The sequence below is a fragment of the Mycoplasma leonicaptivi ATCC 49890 genome, from assembly GCF_000622205.1.
GTDB classification, from domain to species: domain Bacteria; phylum Bacillota_I; class Bacilli_A; order Mycoplasmatales; family Metamycoplasmataceae; genus Mycoplasmopsis; species Mycoplasmopsis leonicaptivi.
Window position 1 is genome coordinate 1 of sequence record NZ_KK211410.1, and the last position, 17,504, is coordinate 17,504.

Annotated in this window: 20 protein-coding genes; 11 read left to right on the top strand and 9 right to left on the bottom strand. The window is 24.4% G+C overall.

Annotated features, from left to right (window positions below; all coding sequences use genetic code 4):
- Window positions 1-175 precede the first annotated feature (175 nt).
- Genes rpmG through glyA form a run of 10 tightly spaced genes read left to right on the top strand, consistent with a single transcriptional unit; the run spans window position 176 to window position 9,536 of the window.
- A complete protein-coding gene (gene rpmG / locus BU00_RS0103930) occupies window positions 176-328 on the top strand; it encodes a 50S ribosomal protein L33 (RefSeq protein WP_027121549.1) in 153 nt (50 codons plus the stop codon).
- Complete coding sequence (gene secE, locus BU00_RS0103935; protein ID WP_036459136.1) at window positions 329-586, top strand: preprotein translocase subunit SecE; 258 nt, start codon at window positions 329-331, stop codon at window positions 584-586.
- Window positions 587-599: 13 nt separating this feature from the next.
- Window positions 600-1,196: a transcription termination/antitermination protein NusG gene (gene nusG / locus BU00_RS0103940; RefSeq protein ID WP_027121551.1), complete on the top strand. Its 597-nt coding sequence runs from the start codon at window positions 600-602 to the stop codon at window positions 1,194-1,196.
- Between the two features lie 46 nt (window positions 1,197-1,242).
- Window positions 1,243-1,827, top strand: a complete 585-nt coding sequence (gene rsmD, locus BU00_RS0103945) for a 16S rRNA (guanine(966)-N(2))-methyltransferase RsmD (RefSeq protein WP_342665349.1) — start codon at window positions 1,243-1,245, stop codon at window positions 1,825-1,827.
- A complete protein-coding gene (gene rlmD, locus BU00_RS0103950; protein ID WP_036459138.1) occupies window positions 1,820-3,142 on the top strand; it encodes a 23S rRNA (uracil(1939)-C(5))-methyltransferase RlmD in 1,323 nt (440 codons plus the stop codon). The genes rsmD and rlmD overlap by 8 nt, the downstream gene beginning before the upstream one ends.
- Window positions 3,143-3,186: 44 nt before the next feature.
- On the top strand, window positions 3,187-4,416 hold the full coding sequence (locus BU00_RS0103955; protein ID WP_027121554.1) for a replication-associated recombination protein A: 1,230 nt from the start codon (window positions 3,187-3,189) through the stop codon (window positions 4,414-4,416).
- Complete coding sequence (gene pheS, locus BU00_RS0103960; RefSeq protein ID WP_036459139.1) at window positions 4,409-5,365, top strand: phenylalanine--tRNA ligase subunit alpha; 957 nt, start codon at window positions 4,409-4,411, stop codon at window positions 5,363-5,365. Before BU00_RS0103955 ends, pheS begins: the two co-directional genes overlap by 8 nt.
- Window positions 5,355-6,041: a uracil-DNA glycosylase gene (locus BU00_RS0103965; RefSeq protein WP_027121556.1), complete on the top strand. Its 687-nt coding sequence runs from the start codon at window positions 5,355-5,357 to the stop codon at window positions 6,039-6,041. The genes pheS and BU00_RS0103965 overlap by 11 nt, the downstream gene beginning before the upstream one ends.
- An 8-nt stretch (window positions 6,042-6,049) precedes the next feature.
- Window positions 6,050-8,215: a phenylalanine--tRNA ligase subunit beta gene (locus BU00_RS0103970; protein ID WP_027121557.1), complete on the top strand. Its 2,166-nt coding sequence runs from the start codon at window positions 6,050-6,052 to the stop codon at window positions 8,213-8,215.
- Between the two features lie 10 nt (window positions 8,216-8,225).
- A complete protein-coding gene (gene glyA / locus BU00_RS0103975; protein ID WP_027121558.1) occupies window positions 8,226-9,536 on the top strand; it encodes a serine hydroxymethyltransferase in 1,311 nt (436 codons plus the stop codon).
- An 18-nt stretch (window positions 9,537-9,554) separates the two neighbouring features.
- On the opposite strand, the gene BU00_RS0103980 is transcribed toward glyA, so the two are convergent.
- The 7 genes from BU00_RS0103980 to efp are packed head-to-tail and all read right to left on the bottom strand — an operon-like array spanning window position 9,555 to window position 13,907.
- The gene (locus tag BU00_RS0103980) at window positions 9,555-9,767 is read right to left on the bottom strand and encodes a hypothetical protein (RefSeq protein ID WP_027121559.1); all 213 of its coding nucleotides are present in this window, start codon (window positions 9,765-9,767) and stop codon (window positions 9,555-9,557) included.
- Complete coding sequence (locus BU00_RS0103985) at window positions 9,754-10,617, bottom strand: DegV family protein (protein ID WP_027121560.1); 864 nt, start codon at window positions 10,615-10,617, stop codon at window positions 9,754-9,756. The genes BU00_RS0103980 and BU00_RS0103985 overlap by 14 nt, the downstream gene beginning before the upstream one ends.
- A gap of 56 nt (window positions 10,618-10,673) precedes the next feature.
- A complete protein-coding gene (locus BU00_RS0103990; RefSeq protein ID WP_211246804.1) occupies window positions 10,674-11,690 on the bottom strand; it encodes a nicotinate phosphoribosyltransferase in 1,017 nt (338 codons plus the stop codon).
- A gap of 1 nt (window position 11,691) precedes the next feature.
- Window positions 11,692-12,696: an MAGa3780 family membrane protein gene (locus BU00_RS04810; RefSeq protein WP_051521874.1), complete on the bottom strand. Its 1,005-nt coding sequence runs from the start codon at window positions 12,694-12,696 to the stop codon at window positions 11,692-11,694.
- Window positions 12,697-13,023 (bottom strand): hypothetical protein, encoded by a 327-nt coding sequence (locus tag BU00_RS0104000; RefSeq protein ID WP_027121562.1) that lies wholly within the window; start codon window positions 13,021-13,023, stop codon window positions 12,697-12,699.
- A gap of 6 nt (window positions 13,024-13,029) precedes the next feature.
- Window positions 13,030-13,344 (bottom strand): MMB_0454 family protein, encoded by a 315-nt coding sequence (locus BU00_RS0104005; protein ID WP_027121563.1) that lies wholly within the window; start codon window positions 13,342-13,344, stop codon window positions 13,030-13,032.
- Window positions 13,344-13,907 carry an elongation factor P gene (gene efp / locus BU00_RS0104010; RefSeq protein WP_027121564.1) on the bottom strand — a complete coding sequence of 188 codons (564 nt, stop codon included), beginning with the start codon at window positions 13,905-13,907 and terminating at the stop codon, window positions 13,344-13,346. Before efp ends, BU00_RS0104005 begins: the two co-directional genes overlap by 1 nt.
- Before the next feature lie 307 nt (window positions 13,908-14,214).
- Here efp and gpmI point away from each other — a divergent pair, with 307 nt between their 5' ends.
- The gene (gene gpmI / locus BU00_RS0104015) at window positions 14,215-15,720 is read left to right on the top strand and encodes a 2,3-bisphosphoglycerate-independent phosphoglycerate mutase (protein ID WP_027121565.1); all 1,506 of its coding nucleotides are present in this window, start codon (window positions 14,215-14,217) and stop codon (window positions 15,718-15,720) included.
- Window positions 15,721-15,756: 36 nt separating this feature from the next.
- On the opposite strand, the gene BU00_RS0104020 is transcribed toward gpmI, so the two are convergent.
- Window positions 15,757-17,013 carry a hypothetical protein gene (locus BU00_RS0104020; protein ID WP_027121566.1) on the bottom strand — a complete coding sequence of 419 codons (1,257 nt, stop codon included), beginning with the start codon at window positions 17,011-17,013 and terminating at the stop codon, window positions 15,757-15,759.
- Entirely contained in the window at window positions 17,001-17,357 is a 357-nt protein-coding gene (locus BU00_RS0104025) for a S1 domain-containing protein (RefSeq protein ID WP_036459141.1), read from the bottom strand. Before BU00_RS0104025 ends, BU00_RS0104020 begins: the two co-directional genes overlap by 13 nt.
- Window positions 17,358-17,504: the final 147 nt, after the last annotated feature.

Consider the following 17,504-nt stretch of genomic DNA (forward strand, 5'->3'; position numbering starts at 1 on the left):
GTTATTTGCTAACGCAAATAACATCTTTTCTATTGCTTTTTTTATACAAAAAATAAAGAAAATTTATTTTTTGTATAAAATTTATATATTACTATTTTTTTGATGGTAACTTGCATCGTGACTTTTAAAATAACGCACCAAATAATTTTGTTTTTTTGTGTTAAAATATATAAATATGAAAACTAATAATAAAGTTTCGCTTGCTTGTGAAGAATGCAGAAGAAAAAATTATATAACTAATAAAAGTTTAGGTAACTCAAAAAGACTTGTAGTAAAAAAACATTGTGTAAATTGTTCAAAACATACAGTACATAAAGAAGAGGTTTAAATGGAACAATTGAATGAAGAACAAATAAAAATTTCAGAAAATAATCTATTAAAAACACCAATAAATGAAACAAAAAGATTAAAAAAATATTATTTTAGAAAAGTTATCAAAGAAATAAAAAGAATCAGATGACCAGACTTTAAAACAAGCAAAAGTAGTTTAATTCAAACAATCATTTTCACTATTTTATTTACAATTTTTGCTTCACTTATTACATATGGTTTAACACAATTATGAACATTATTAAATATTTTATAAACAAGGGGTTGAAATGAATCAAATTAAATGATATATGATATCAACAATTAGAGGTAAAGAAGAACAAGTTGTTGAATCACTAACAAATCGTATTATTGCTGAAAATTTATCTCACGACTTTGATAAAGATGCTACACCAAATGGTGCTTTTAAAATTTTTAAAAAACCAACTTTAACACAAAGGGAATTTCAAAAAAGAAATGAAGGATTAGATTATACAATCAAATATGTTAATCTTTATCCTGGTTATATTTTTGCAAAAATGCATATGAGTGATGAATCATGATTTTTAATACGTAATACTCAATATGTAACTGGTTTAATTGGTTCGTCAGGTAAAGGAGCAAAACCAACACCATTGAGTAATTCTGAAATCAAAAAAATGTTTAAGCAAGAAGAAGAGGCACAAAAAGCATTTGATTCGGGTGAAAATATTTTTGGATTTACAAAAGGTGATGTTGTAGAAATTCTTGATGGTATTTATATTGGTGAAGAAGGAATTATTAAGTCAATTAATTTTGAAGAAAAAACAGCTTTATTGGAATGTGAAAGTTACACAAGAAAAATAGAAGTCGAAGTAGCACTTGAATCATTAAAGTTAAGTGAATAGTAAATTTATAAAATGGTAATCACTATTTAGATTTTTGAATCTAATTTTGATTTCCTTTTTTATTATTTTACAAGCAAGGAGTTTTATGTTAAGAATAATCGCAGGAAAATATAGAAATAGAAATATTTATGAACCTGATTTAAAAATTACAAGACCTACAACAAATAAAATAAGAGAAGCGGTTTTTTCATCTTTACAATTTAAAGTTTATGATAAATCATTTTTAGATCTTTTTGCTGGTTCAGGTGCAATGTCTATTGAAGCAAGCAGTAGAGAAGCAAAAAGAGTAACAGCAATTGAAAAAAATAGAGAAGTTTTTAAGATTTTAACTCAAAATATCAAGAGTCTTAATGTAGATAATATAAATTATTTTCAAAAAGATGCAATAATTTTTTTAGAAAATACAAGTGAAACTTATGATTTTATTTATTTGGATCCACCATATGAAGAATATGATTTACTAAATAAATGTTTGGAAATAATCGCTTTAAAAAAACTTTTAAACAATGATGGAGAAATAATTGTTGAAACTAATAAAGTTAATAATATAAAAATACCTGAGAAATTAAGGGTTTACAAGCAAAAGAGATATGGAAAGGTTGATATATTATATATTGTTCACAATGAATAAATATTTTATAGGTCAAGAATTAACTGTTGAATGTAATGAATTAAGTTTTGAAGGTCTAGGAGCCATAAGACTTGAAGATTATTCAATTTTTGCAACAAATTTATTTCCTGGTGAAAAAGCATTAATTAAACTTACAAAGGTTTTATCTAATTATGCATATGCTATTGTTTTAAAGCATTTTAACTTCTCTAATATTAGAAAACCAAAACAATTAAAACACACTGATTCAGCATTATTTTTAAACATAAATTATAATGATCAACTTTATATTAAAAATGAATATTTTAAAAATCTTATTTCTAGAAATTTATCTAATAAAAATATAAATTTATTAAATATTGAACCAAGTAAATTAAAAGAAAATTATAGACATAAAGCAAGATATAAAATAAAAACCAATGAAGGCAAACTTATTCTTGCTGAATATATGTTTAATTCTAACGAATATGAAGAATCAAAAAGTTCTTTTGAACAAAATATTTTACTTTTAAATAAAACATTAATGGATTTTATCGATGTTATTAATTTATATATTCACAAAAACAAAAAACAAAATCTTCTTAAAATGTTTTTAGAAATAACAATTTGAATAAATTCATACAATGAAACACAAATATTGCTTGAAATTAATCCAGATTTTGATTTACCAAAAAAATTAATTGATGAACTAAAAAAATTGCCTAATTTAAGTCTTTTATATGTTCAAAAAAAATCAAAAAATCAACTTATATTTAATAAATCAAAAAACGATTATCAAATGCAACTTTTTGATAAATCTTTTTTGGTTAATCCAAAATCTTTCTTTCAAATAAACAAAGAAGTAACTGAAAAAATGTTTCAGAAAATAATAGAGTTTAATGTAAAACATCGATTTAAAAACATTTATGATTTATTTTGTGGAACGGGTGTAATTTCACAAATTATTACACAAAAAGACCAAAAAGGTTTAGGAATTGATATTGTAAAAGAGTCCATTGATGATGCAAATAAAAATTTAGTAAAAAATAATTTAAAAAATATTCAATATATAACAGCAGATATTTTTAAATATCTATCAAAACTTAAATTTAATAAAGAGTCATTAGTTATTTTAGATCCACCACGTTCTGGTCTTAATATAAGTTTAATTGACCTAATTTCTAATAGTAATGTAAAATACTTAGTATATATTTCATGTAATCCTAGAACGCTTGTTAGAGATTTAAAATATTTAACAGAACAACACAATTATGGGATAATTAAAATACAACCATATGATATGTTCCCAAACACACCACATTTTGAAATTTTAACTTTTTTAAAGAAAATTAAGTAATATAAACAAATTTTATTATTTGAAATGTTTTATAATTTAATAATATGAACAATAATTTAGCTAACCAAATTAGACCTGAGAAAATCGATGATATTATTGGACAAAATAAAATTAAAATTTTATTAAAAGAAGTTATAAAAAACAATTTAAACACAAGTTTCATTTTCTTTGGTGAAAGCGGAATAGGTAAAACAAGTACAGCTTTTGCGTTAGCAAAAGAAAGAAATTTAACATACGGTTATTTTAATGCTTCAATTGATAATAAAACTGATTTACTTAAAATTCTTAATTCTTGTAAAATTATTATAGTTGATGAAATACATAGATTAAATAAAGATAAACAAGAGATATTGCTTTCATTTCTTGAATTTGACAAGATCATTGTTTATGCAACAACAACAGAAAATCCATATTTTAAAGTTGTTCCTGCTATTAGAAGTAGAATGCACATTTTAGAGTTTAATAAACTTGATATTTCGGATATTGTTCATGGTTTAAGAAAAGTTGTTAGTTTACACTATACAAATTTAAATATAAGTGATGAAAAATTAAAACTATTAGCTCAATATTCATCTGGTGATTATAGATCTTGTTTGAACAATCTACAAATGTTGAGTTTTTTAAAAGATAACAATGATGAAATAACAGAAAAAGAGATTAAAACATTAATTCCCAATATTAACTTTTTCAGTGATAAAGATTCATCACAACATTATAATAATCTTTCTGCATTTCATAAATCATTAAGAGGTTCAGATGTAGATGCATCCTTATATTATGGTTTTTTGATATTAAAATCAGGTGATATTGATGGTTTATTTCGTAGGATGCTTTGCGTTGCTTATGAAGATGTTGGCTTAGCAAATCCTAATATTGCTTTAAGAGTAGATACAGCGATTAGAGCATTTGAAAGACTAGGCCTTCCTGAAGGTGAATTATGTATTTCTACTGCTATTTGTGATCTTGCCTTATCACCAAAAAGCAATTCAACTTATTTAGCCAAAGAAAAAATTAAAAATGAATATATAGATGTTGGTAAAATATATCAAATACCGAAACATTTAAGAGATTCACATTATGCATCGTCTAAATATTTAGGTGATGGAGTTGACTATAAATACCCTCATAATTATGAATTTAATTTTGTAAAACAACAATATTTACCCAAAGAAATAAACAATGTTAAATTTTATATTCCTCAAAAAAATAAAAATGAAAATGATTTAGAAAAATATTGAACAATTATTAAAAATAAAAAGGAGAATAATGATTAAATTTGACTTATTACAAATTAATTCACTTGAAGATATTAAACAATTAAAAACACAAGTGTATGGAACCAATGGAATTATTACTCAAAAACAAAATGAATTAAAAAATGCACCAGTTGAACAGAAAAAAGAACTTGGAAAAGAAATTAATACATTAAAACAAGAATATGAAGCTTTTTTTAAGCAAGCAGATCAACATTTAAAAAATATTTTAATTCAAAAAAGAGTTGATTCAGAATTTATAGATTTTAGTGCTCTGAATTTAAAAACTGCATCACTACACCCAATTACTATTGTTGAAGAAAGATTTAAGGATTGATTTATTCAACATGGTTATTATCAACAAGAATCGTCTGAGTTAGTTAGTGATTTATATAATTTTGAAAGACTAAATATTCCTCAAAATCATCCAGCACGTGATATGCATGATTCATTATATATTAATGCTACTACTTTATTAAGAACACACAATACAGGTATTACTGCAATGGTTTTAGAAGAAAATAAAAATAAGGAATTGGCAACATTTGCTCTTGGTAAGGTTTATAGAAATGACGAAGATGATGCAACACACTCACACCAATTTACACAAGTAGATTTTGTTAATGTAGGTAATGTAAGTTTTCCAAATTTAATCTGAACTCTTAAATCACTTTTATCTTATGTATTAGAAGAAGAAATTGATGTAAGACTTAGACCTAGTTATTTCCCTTTTACAGAACCAAGTGTAGAAGTTGATGTTTTTTATAAAAACAAGTGAATTGAAATCCTTGGAGCAGGAATGTTACATCCGAGCGTGCTTGCACAAGCTGGTTATACAAATGATTTAAATGGTTTTGCAGCAGGTATAGGAATTGAAAGAGTTACAATGATAAAATACGGTTTTAATGATATTAGAGATCTATATCGTAATGATTTAAGAATTTTGGAGCAATTTAATAATGAAAGATAGTTTTTTAAAAATCTTACAAAAAGAAGGACAAAGAGAATATTTTCAAAAAATTATAAAAAATTTAGAAAAAGCTCAAAAAGAACAAAAAACTATTTATCCTTTGCAAATGGATTTATTTAAACCCTTTGATTTTTTTCAAATACAAGATACAAAAGTAGTGATTGTAGGTCAAGATCCATATACCAAACCATTTGTTGCTGATGGTCTTTGTTTTTCTACTTCATTATCTAAGACACCTGCATCTCTTAAAAATATCTTTAATGAAGTTAAAAAAGACTATCCAAATTTATCTTTTAATTCTAATTCCTTAATTAGTTGAGCTAAACAAAATGTTCTTTTGTTAAATTCAATTTTTACTGTTGAATACAATAAGCCTCATTCACATAAAAATTTTGGTTGACAAGAATTCAGTTCACAAATTATTTATCAAATTCTTTTAAGTAATCCTAATGTTGTTATTTTATCTCTTGGTGAAACAGCGCACAAAACAACAAAAAAAGCAATTGATCTTTTTACCAAATCACAAAATAATAAATTAAATCCTAATGTGTTTTATTTATCACATCCTTCACCGTTAGGATATAGACATAGTTTTAAGGATTCTGGTGTATTTAAAAAAATTAATCAAATATTAAAACAAAATAATCAAACAGAAATTGACTGAAGTACAAACTAAGGAGAAATATGATTTTATCTCTTAAACACCTAAACAAATATTTACCTAAAATAAAACTTGATTCAAAAGAAGTTGAAATTGCATTAAATGAATTAGGTTTTGAAGTTGAACAATCAAAACCATTTAGTGATGTAAAAGGTCTCATCTTTGCAAAAGTTTTAAAAGTTTATCCAAATCCTAATTCAGATAGATTAGATGTAGTTGAATTACAAACAAAAGATGGACAAATTATCATTCAAACAACAAATAGAATTTTAAAAGAAAATAACTTGATAATTTGTTTTGCTGTTGGATCGTCAAAAGATGGACAAATTTTTAAAGAAATTAAATTAAAAGGTTTACCATCACAAGGTATGATGGCTTCGTGGTCTGAAATTGGTTATAATTGAGAGTATTTAACTGATAAAGACGAAATATTAGTTTTACCAAATGATTTTGCTTCATTAGAAGATGATCCAATGGATCTACTTAATGTTAATGATACAATTATTGAAATAAGCACAACCGCAAACAGAAATGATGCTAATTCTTATTATTATATTGCAAAAGAATTATCAGCATATTTTAAAACAGATTTTAAGGATGGTTTAAGTGAAATAAAACCACATTTTGAATCAGATTTTTATGTTGATACAATTAAAAGTTCAAATGTTGAATCGCTTTCATTTACACAAATAAAAGGTAAATTTAGTACAAGTATTTACCACAAAACTCTTTTAGCAAAACACGATATAAATTCTAAATTTGATTGAGCTGTTAATTTAACAAATTTAGCGCTAATTGAAACTGGCGCACCTGCACATGTTTATGATGCTTCTAAGTTATCAAAAAATATGTCTGCAAACGAAATTAAAGATAAAATTACTATTTTAGGAAATAAAGAAATTGAAGTAGAAAATGTTTTAGCAATTACAAGCAATAATAAACCAGTTTCATTAGCTTGTGTTATGGGTCTTGAAAATTCAAAAGCAGACACAGATACACAAGATTATTTATTTGAAATAGGTATATTTAATCCTAAGTCAGTTAGATATGGAGCAAAAGCAATTAAATTGAATTCTAATTCTTCATCACAAGGAAGTAGAATAATTTCCAATGAAGTAGCAGAACTTGGAATGAAGTATATAAGAAATTATGCTAAAAATTGCCAAATTTCACAAGTAATAAATCCTGTTAAAAATAAAGATAAGAAAAAAATTATTTTTGATACTCAAAAATTATCAAAATATTCAGGACAAAACAATGTAGATATTTTTAATACAGCTATTAAACAATTAGAATCAATTGGTTTTGAGTTTAAAAAGGATTGTGTTTTAGTCCCTAATTATAGATATGATGTTAATCTTTTTGAAGATGTTATTGAAGAAATTTTTAGATTTTATTCATATTCAAACTTTAAACCACAAAAAATAAATTCAACAACTCTAAAAACACAACGAAGAAATATAAACAAAAATGTTCTTAAATATATGGGTTATACCGAAGTAAGAACTTATTCATTGGTCTCAAAAGATAAAAATAAATTTAATCCATTCAATTTCGAAAAGGAAATTAATTTAATGACTTTTGTTTCAAAAGAAAGAGAAACAATTAGAAATTCTATAATCATTTCTTTACAAGAAATAGTTGATTATAATTTCAAAAGAAAAATCAATACTATCAATATTTTTGAACATGGTATGATAAATCAAGAAAAATTCGTTTATGGTTTTGCATCAACAACAAAATCTTTTAATGAATTAAAACAAGATATTATTAATTTTGCAAAAATGGATTTAAATTTTGTTAAATTTGATGATAATGAGATGATACACCCTAATGAATCAGCTAAAATTATGTTTAATAATGAAATGATCGGTTGAATTGGTAAATTACACCCAAAATATGATGATTATAATGTTTTATATGCTGAACTTGAATTAAAAGATATATCAAGAAGTTTTAAATATCAACCAGTAGATTTTAGTCCACTTAAAACTATCGATTTAACTTTTACTCTTAAAAATAACGAATATATTGGTGAGACTATTTCTAAAATAAAAGCAGTAAGTAATGACATTTTTGAAATTAAACAAATTGATGATTATAAATTTAATGATTCTCACAATGTAACAATAAGAATTACTGCTAAAGAGGATGTTATTGAACTTATAAATAAAAAGTTTAATAGTTAGGAGATTATAGATGTATAAAAAAATTGAATTAAACGACAAGCTTTTACAAGAAGCTATTAATAATGAATTACAAAGACAACAAGAACACATTGAATTAATAGCTAGTGAAAATTATGTATCTGAAGATGTGTTAAAGGTTCAAGGAAGTATTTTAACAAACAAATATGGTGAAGGTTACCCTAATAAAAGATATTATGGTGGTTGTGAAAACGTAGATGTTGTTGAAAATTTAGCGATCGATAGATTAAAACGACTTTTTGGTGTTAAATTTGCTAATGTGCAGCCTTATTCTGGATCAACAGCAAATGCAGCTGCTATTGCTTCTGTAACTCCACAAGGTGGTAAAATTATGGGTTTATCACTTAGTTCTGGTGGTCACTTAACACATGGTTATAAAATAAGTTTTAGCGGTATTTTTTATGAATCAGTATCTTATGATTTAGGTAGTGATGGTAAATTAGATTATGATTTAATTGAAACATTAGCACTAAAAGAAAAACCTGATTTAATAATTTGTGGTTATTCTGCATATTCAAGAACAATAGACTTTAAAAGATTTAAGGAAATAGCAGACAAATGCGGTGCTAAATTAATGGCTGATATTGCACACATTGCAGGTTTAATTGCAGCTGGTGTACATCCAAGTCCTGTTGGTTATGCTGATATAATAACTTCTACAACTCACAAAACTTTACGTGGTGGAAGAGGTGGTATTATAATGACCAATGATCCTGAAATTGCTAAAAAAGTAAATAGATGAGTATTCCCTGGTTACCAAGGTGGTCCATTATTTCATGCTATTGCGGGAAAATCATTAGCATTTTATGAAGCATTACAGCCTGATTTTAAAACTTATGCGCAAAATATAATTAAAAACTCTAAAGAATTTTGTGAAGCATTTAAAGATTTAGGATATAAAATTGTGAGTGATGGTACAGATAATCATTTATTTATGATTGATTTAGTAAGTAAATACAATGATAGTGATATTAAAATGACCGGACTTATTGCAGAACAAACCTTAGGAAAAATTAATATTACAGTTAACAAAAATAGTATTCCATTTGACAATCTTCCAACTACTCAGTGTAGCGGTATTAGATTAGGAACCGCTGCTATGACAAGTAGAAATTTTGATAAATGATCAGAATTAGCAAATATTATTGACAAAGCTCTAAAAACACAATTTAAAATTATGAAAAATAATAATACAATTTTAAAAGAAGATGAAGAAATTTTTATTCATTTAAAACAACAAGTTTTATCTATAACTTCAAATTATCCTATTATTAAACAATATTTAAAAAATCCAATTAGTTAAACTAATTGGATTTTCTTATTATTTAAACGTAGTAATAGCTAAAATAACAGCAACTATAAGTGTAATTAATAACAGTATTGAAATAAGTGCAATAAAATAAATGAATTTATTCTTTTTATAAGCATTTATTTCTTTTTTATCCATTGTGTTTTCAATGATAATATTAGAAACAAGTTTTGTGTAGTTTTTCTCAATATTTTTAGTTGTTTGATTATTATTATTTTTCTTCATAATTTAATTTAGGCATAACTGTTAGCGCAAAAGCTTCAACACCTGTGTGTACGGCAATTGCAATTGGTGTTAATGTTCAAGATGAAGGTTTAAAATATTGAATTGCTTCAATTAATTTATTAACTTCTGGATCAATACCAGAAATTACATCAATATGATATTTTACATTTTTATCACTTTTTTCACCTTCAAGACAAAAACTTACGATTTCTTGTACGCTATAATTAAATGATCCAGAAAAAGTTCTTTTTAATGTTGCATTTTTGACCTTACCTTCAACATCGTATTCTAAAACAGGGAATAAAGATATTTTACTTAAAATGAACTTTTTCAAACTTGAAAGTCTTCCGCCTTTTAAAAGATTCTTGACTTGTTTAGGAACAATAAGAACCTTTGTGCCTTCGTTGATTAAATTAAATTCTTCAAATAATTGATTTATTGTGTAATCTTTTTCTTCATATAGGTATTTAAGATAATTAACAACTCTAATAATTTGTTCACCAACAAGATGATTTTCCATAATATGTACATTATTATATTCAAGTGCTTTTGTTCTAACGTGAGCAGCTGTCCCTGAAAGCGAAGAAGAAATACCTACGAAAATTACATCATCACAACTTCTTGCTAAATCATCAACTACATCATTTATAATTGAAAGTTTTGGTGAAGAAGTTTTATAATCATTTGCTTCTTTTAATTTTTGTAATATTACATCTTTATTATCTATACCATCTTGAAAAACTTGTCCATCAATTTCTATTTGTAAAGGTAAAAATTTAAAACCTAATTCATGAGTTTTTTCTTGTGATACACAAGAAAAAGAATCTATTATAACACCGAGTTTTTTCATATTTTAATTATATATCATTAATATTATTTTATATATTAATAATGTCCTTTCTTTAATTATTTTGAGTAGAGAATAAGGTTTTTATTTTCTCTATAACCACGACCTTGTTTTGCTTGTTTTTTACCATTTAAAATAGTAGCATCTGCTGAAAAAGAATTGTTTAATTTAAAAATGCTTTGACCAACACCATAATAATCCACAGGAACATTTAATTTCTCAAAAAGAGCAATTTTATTTTCATCAAAACCAGATGATACAACAATTTTATATTTATTAGCACCAACACTATCCAAAGCACTTCTTAATCTAAAAATTTGCTCTGGATTTACACCCTTAAATTGTTCTTTATTTTCTTCATTTTCAAACATTTTGTCTATCATATTTTTTGATGTGTCAATTCTTACACCTCAAACTTTATCACCAAGTGCATTTCATATCTTTAAAGAATCACCTATAACATCATTGTTATAATCTACAAGTGAAATTAACTTGTGATTTGGAAAATTTTTATAAAATGCTTTTGTAGCTTGTACAACATCCCCTTCAAATCCTTGTATTAAAATATGTGGCATACTTCCAAAAACTTCTTCTGTATCATTTTCTTTGTTTTGTTTTTGAGCAAGTGTTGACATAATTTTTAAACCACCAACAGAAACAGCATAACCATCAATTTCTTGGTTTAAATAATGGTCAGCACGATCTCCCATAAAAATAACTTGTTTATTTTTAGCTGCTACTTTACAATTATATGTATTTGTGGCTATTGAGGTATTTCTGGCTAAAATTCCATCTATAACACCTTCTCAAATCCCAAAGTCTTGATAATGTCCTTCAAGTTCTAAAACTATGTCTAAATTATTAATTAAAGTACCATCTTTTAAATATCTTATTTTATATTTTGAAGTATCACTTACTTTTTCAAGAAACTTTAAAACTTCAGAAATTCCAGCTAAAATTGAGTTATTTTTTCTTTGAAAAAATTGTAAGGTAATAACATTTTGAGGCTTTTCATTTTCAAGAATTGTCTTAGTTTTATGAAAATAACTAGCGATATATTTTTCTTGTTCAATCATCTTATTGCTCCTTATTATTAAAGAAATGTTCCGGATAATATTTATTTTTATTTTTATACCTTTTAAATGGTGAATCGTTTGCAATTAAAATAAGTTTAGGTATTTTAATATCCTCTTTATGTTGTATCCTTAAAATTTTACGTAAGATAAATCCAACAACAGGAGCACTAAAAATCATCATTAAAACTAAACAACAATTTAAAAATATTCTAACAAATGTTGAATCACCTTGATAACCAAAAGGATGTGCTATCGAAACCATTGAATATATAACAATTCCTCGACTTAGTTCAGTATTAAACTCATTCGGAATAGGATTGTCTTTATAGATTTCTCTTCAATTTAATTGTGATATATTTTCTTTTTGTAGATGCATAAATTTATAACCATTAGCATATATAGCAAACATAAAAAACATATACAAAACAGGAAAAATACAAAAACATCAGATCGCGGATGTGCTAACTTTAATATTTTTTCTTTCGTAAAAAATTGTACAAATACCAAGAAAAGGTGCATAACCATGCCAAATAAGTGTCCTATGAAAATCATTATTTGACATATTTTCAGTTACATTTTTATCAAGTCAAACACCACCTCAAAAACCAGTTAATACAAGAATTATAAAAACTATACCTGAAAGATACATTTTTTGAGCAAGCTTATGTTTTTTAAAAAATGGTAAAAATAAAATTGAAAAACCCATAATATTATTACTTATAAAAGTAAATCAATATGTTGAACCACCTCAAAAAATTCTTGTCGCATTTGGTAACAATGCATCATAAATTTGTAATTTTTCTTTATCAGATTGTTTTGTTTGCGCTATTTCATTAATCTTATCTAAAAGACTTTGGTCTGAATAAATTTGTTTAACTAAAACACTTTTATCATATCATTCTCACAAAATAGTTGTTATAAAAAGAGAAATTATTACAACACCAATTGATAATGTTGTTCAGTTATTTCATTTAAAATCTTCAAAATATTTTTTAATTTTTTTCATTTACCCCAAAACTCCTACAAGAATTAATATCAAGAAAATAATAATTAGTATTACAAAAATAAAAAGCGAATAAATCGATATTTTTTTAATTATTTTATCTCTTTTAATTTTTTTAAAAGCGTAATAATTAATTTCTAAATCTTTATTTGTAATGTTAAAACTTTTTAGATCGTTAATTAATTTATTTAATATACTAATATATTCTAATTCTTTTTTTGTTTTTAATCTTTTTTTAATTATTTTATTATTTTCATTTATAACTTCTTTTATAAAAACAGATCTAAAAATTGAAAAATCAATATTTAGATCACCATTACTTTTTCTCATACATTTTTAATAAAAACCTTGTCAAATAATTTGGATATTTTTTGGTTTTTTATCGATTAGTTGTTTAATATTTTCTTCAACAGTATTTGTTAAAGTCTTAATAGTATTATATACATCAACATTTTTATCACTATTTTTAATTTTAATATTTAATTTTAAACACAAGTCTGTATGATTATTGTTTATATTAATATCAACATTATTTATCAATTTAACTTTTTTGATTCCTTTTAAAGAATTTAAAACAACTTCTTCAATAACATTTTCTTGAATAACATAAACCTGATTTGAATGATATGGAACATTAATTCAATTTTTCATTATTTATTATCTTTTCCAACATACTTTCCAGTTTCAGTTGAAACAATAATAACATCACCTTCTTTAATAAACATAGGTGTTTCAAGTTCAAAACCAGTTTCTAATTTAACTTTTTTTTGTGGATTTGTTGTTGTATTACCTTTAACAGCATCAGGTGCATATTCAACTTTTAATGATATATTTGTATTTAATTCAATATCTAAAACTTCATTTTCAAATTTTCTAATTTGAACTTCGCTACCTTCTTTTAAAAAGTTTAACTCTCATTCAACTAATTTATTTGAAATTTCTATTTGTTCATATGTTTCTCTATCCATTAAAATAATATTTTCACCATCATTGTATAAGTAATCCATTTTTCTTTTATCGATATGTGCAGGCTTTACCTTATCACCACCTGTATAAGATTTAATTGTTGTAGAACCAGTTCTTAAGTTCTTAACCTTAACTTTTACATTAGCTTGACCACGTCCTTGTTTAGAATGTTGAGCTTCTAAAACTACATAAATTTCATTTTCGTCTTGGAATGTAATTCCTGGTTTAAATTCGTTTACATTTATCATATTTAACCTCTTTTATATAAAATTTTATAGACAATAAAAGCATATAAATATTTTGATAAAACAAAAAACTATATCTTTTATTTATTCTTAAAAGTAAATTCTTTTTTAATTTTTTTATTATAACATTTTATTTTAATTTAACTCTTTATTTTGCTAAACAACAGGTATTTTTGTTAAAAAATTATTTAATAAATTTTTAAAGGTTTTTTCATATATAATCAATCATTATTTTATGAGTTACTATTTTTTTATTAAAAGTATTATTTTATATATAATTTAAATTATAAATTTTATTTTAAAGGAGAATATGAAAAAAGTAGTTTTAATAGTAATTGATGGACTTGGTTTGCGTGAAGAAAAACAAGGTAATGGTTTCGCATTAGCAAACACTCCAACTTTTGATAAATTATTTGCTGAATATCCTAATTCAGTTATTCAAGCTTCTGCTGAACATGTTGGTCTACCTGAAGGGCAAATGGGAAACTCAGAAGTTGGTCATTTAAATATTGGAGCAGGAACAATTGTTTATACTGGTTTATCACTAATTAAAAAAGCATTAGTTGATGGAACATACGGAAAAACAAAAGCGTTTATTGAAACATTTAAAGATGTTAAACAAAATAATTCTACATTACATATTATGGGTCTTTTATCAGGTGGAGGTGTTCATTCATTAGAAGATCACTTATTTGAATTATTACATGCCGCAAATGAATATGGTCTAAAAAAAGTTGCAGTTCATGTTTTTGGTGACGGTAGAGATGTTGCACCACAATCAATTAAAAACTCAATGATTAAACTAAAAGAGATATGTGATAAGTATGGATATTACATTGTTTCAGTTTCTGGAAGATTTTATGCAATGGATCGTGATAAAATGTTTGATAGAGTAGAAAAAGCATATCAAACAATTATCGGTAATCCAAAAATTTTATTTAACGATCCAGTAGAATATGTAGATACTCAGTATGCACAAGGTATAACTGATGAATTCTTTGCTCCTGCTGCAAACGGTAATATTTCAAAAGAGTATTTTGCTAAAGATGGTGATTCAATTATTTTCTTTAACTTTAGACCAGATAGAGCAAGACAGTTAACACATTTATTTATAAATTCATCTATTTATGAATACAAAACACAAAATCCGGTAACAATCAATAAATTTGTTTCAATGATGAAATATGAAGGACTTGATACAATTATTGCTTTTGATGAAATGGAAGTTTCAATGCCAATTGGAAAGGTTTTAGAATTGGCTAATAAGACACAATTAAGATTAGCAGAAACACAAAAATATGCCCATGTAACATTCTTTATGGATGGTGGTAAGGATATTGAGTTTAAGAATTCACATCGTATTATGGTTGATTCATTAAAAGTTGAATCATATGCTGATGCACCACAAATGTCAGCGAAAGAAATTACTGATGAATTATTAACTAATGCTTTAAATTATGATGTAACTATTATGAATTTTGCAAATCCAGATATGGTTGGGCACACAGGTAACTTAAAATCAACTATAAAGGCAGTTGAAATTCTTGACTCACAAATTAAAAGAATTGTTGATTGAGCAGAAGAAAATAATGTTACTGTTTTTATAACAGCTGATCACGGTAATGCAGAAATTACAGAAGATGCTTCTGGAAAACCTGCAACAAAACACACAAATAGTCCAGTTATGTTAATTACAACTGATAAATCATTAAAATTAAAAGATGGTATTTTAGCAAATGTTGCGCCAACTGTTTTGGATTATATTGGTTTACAAAAACCAACTGAAATGGATCAAGATTCACTTATTATTAAGTAAAAAAATCACTATTATTGCTTAAATAGTGATTTTTTATTATTCAAAAGGATCTAAATTATGTATGATTCCATAAAATATTTTTGCTCAATATATGAGTGATATTAATTCACCATAAGCTTCTTCTGAATTATCATCGATTTCAATTTTTATTGTTTTTACAAAACTATTAAATGATAATAAATAATTGTTAAATGTTTCTTGTGAAGTATAAAGAATTTTATTAAGCGAAAAATGATTTAATTTAGTTAATAAATCATCATCGTTAACAATTGGTGAAGGTTCAAAATCAAAAAATTTTTGTTTAACCTGAAAATAAATGATTAATTTTTTTAGACTTTCAGATAAAATAATTTGTGTCATTTGTGATACATTTTCTGGAAAAAATAAATAATCAGAAAATATATTTTTTTTAATAAATAAATTAGCAAAATTAAAGGAAGTGTTTTTGATAGTAAAATCTAGAAAAGAATCATAACTTATAAAAAGATTTAATTGAGTATTTTTTATATTATAATCACTATTTAAGTTTTGAGATACAAACTTAGCAAGTGCTAATGATTTGTTAAAAAAATCATCACTATTTTCTAAAAATACAGCATTGGCTTTATAACCATTTATTAATTTTTTTAACTCTACACCTTGTGTAGCAAGTATAATTAAAACAGTTTCACTAAAAAAACAAAAGTGTTTATTTATATTTGAGTTTGTAATAAGAATATTTTTGGGTGGAATACCAATTTTATCAATAAATTTTAATCATTCACTTTTACCAACAAAATAAATCAGTTTTTTGATTAAAAAATCTGAAGCAAGCTCAGTAAATTTTGAATACAAAATATCTACATAAACTTCTGGTTCTCTATTTTTACAATCAGAAAAACCATCACAAAACATTATTGCCAAATTATTTTTAGTGCTATTTTGAAAAAAATAATTTAATTTATTTTTAAATAAAACTAAATCTTTTTCGGTATTTATAAAAAATAATTTAATTTTTTCTTGCTTATGAAAATCAAATTTTCCAAAGATAAAATTTAAACATGATTCAATAGCTAATTGAGTTTCTTTTGAACATCAAATAATAAGATAATCTATATTTTTTTCATAAAGCATATCGCAATATTCAATAATGTATTTAAAACCATTTATTGAAAAGTTAATAGCAACATCATCAAAAATCAAATTCTCAGATCCCTTAAAATTTAAAGATTTTAATTTTTCAATAATTTCTTTATTAGTTATTCTATTTTGAAAATTTTCAAATTTATAATCAATAATTTTTATTTTTGACATTTGTGATAATTTATTTCCTCTTTTTCAAATATGTTTTGTGAGTAATTATAAAGATTTTTAAATCCATTTGTAGTTTCTTTTAATTTCGCTTTTATTATTTCAGAGCTGTGATTGAGATGGTTTTGTTTAAAACTTCCAATACCAGAATTTTTTTCAACATTTTTTTTAAGAATAACAAAATTAATAACTTCTCCAATTTTAAACATATCAAAGACACTTACTTTTTTATAATCTGTTATTTCGTTTTTGTAAATCGTATAAATAAAACCATTAGAATCAAGCATTATAAATTTATAACCAACACTAATGATTTTACCAACAGCAATTTCTTCTACATTTTTCATATTAATTAATTATATTATATAAAAATTATAAATTTTAATTTTGTTTTAAAAATTAAACATGGACACAAAAAATTAACATTTTTATAAATTATAACATCATAGCAGTTTGCTGTGGTGTTTTTCATTCTAAATTTGATTGAATTCTCT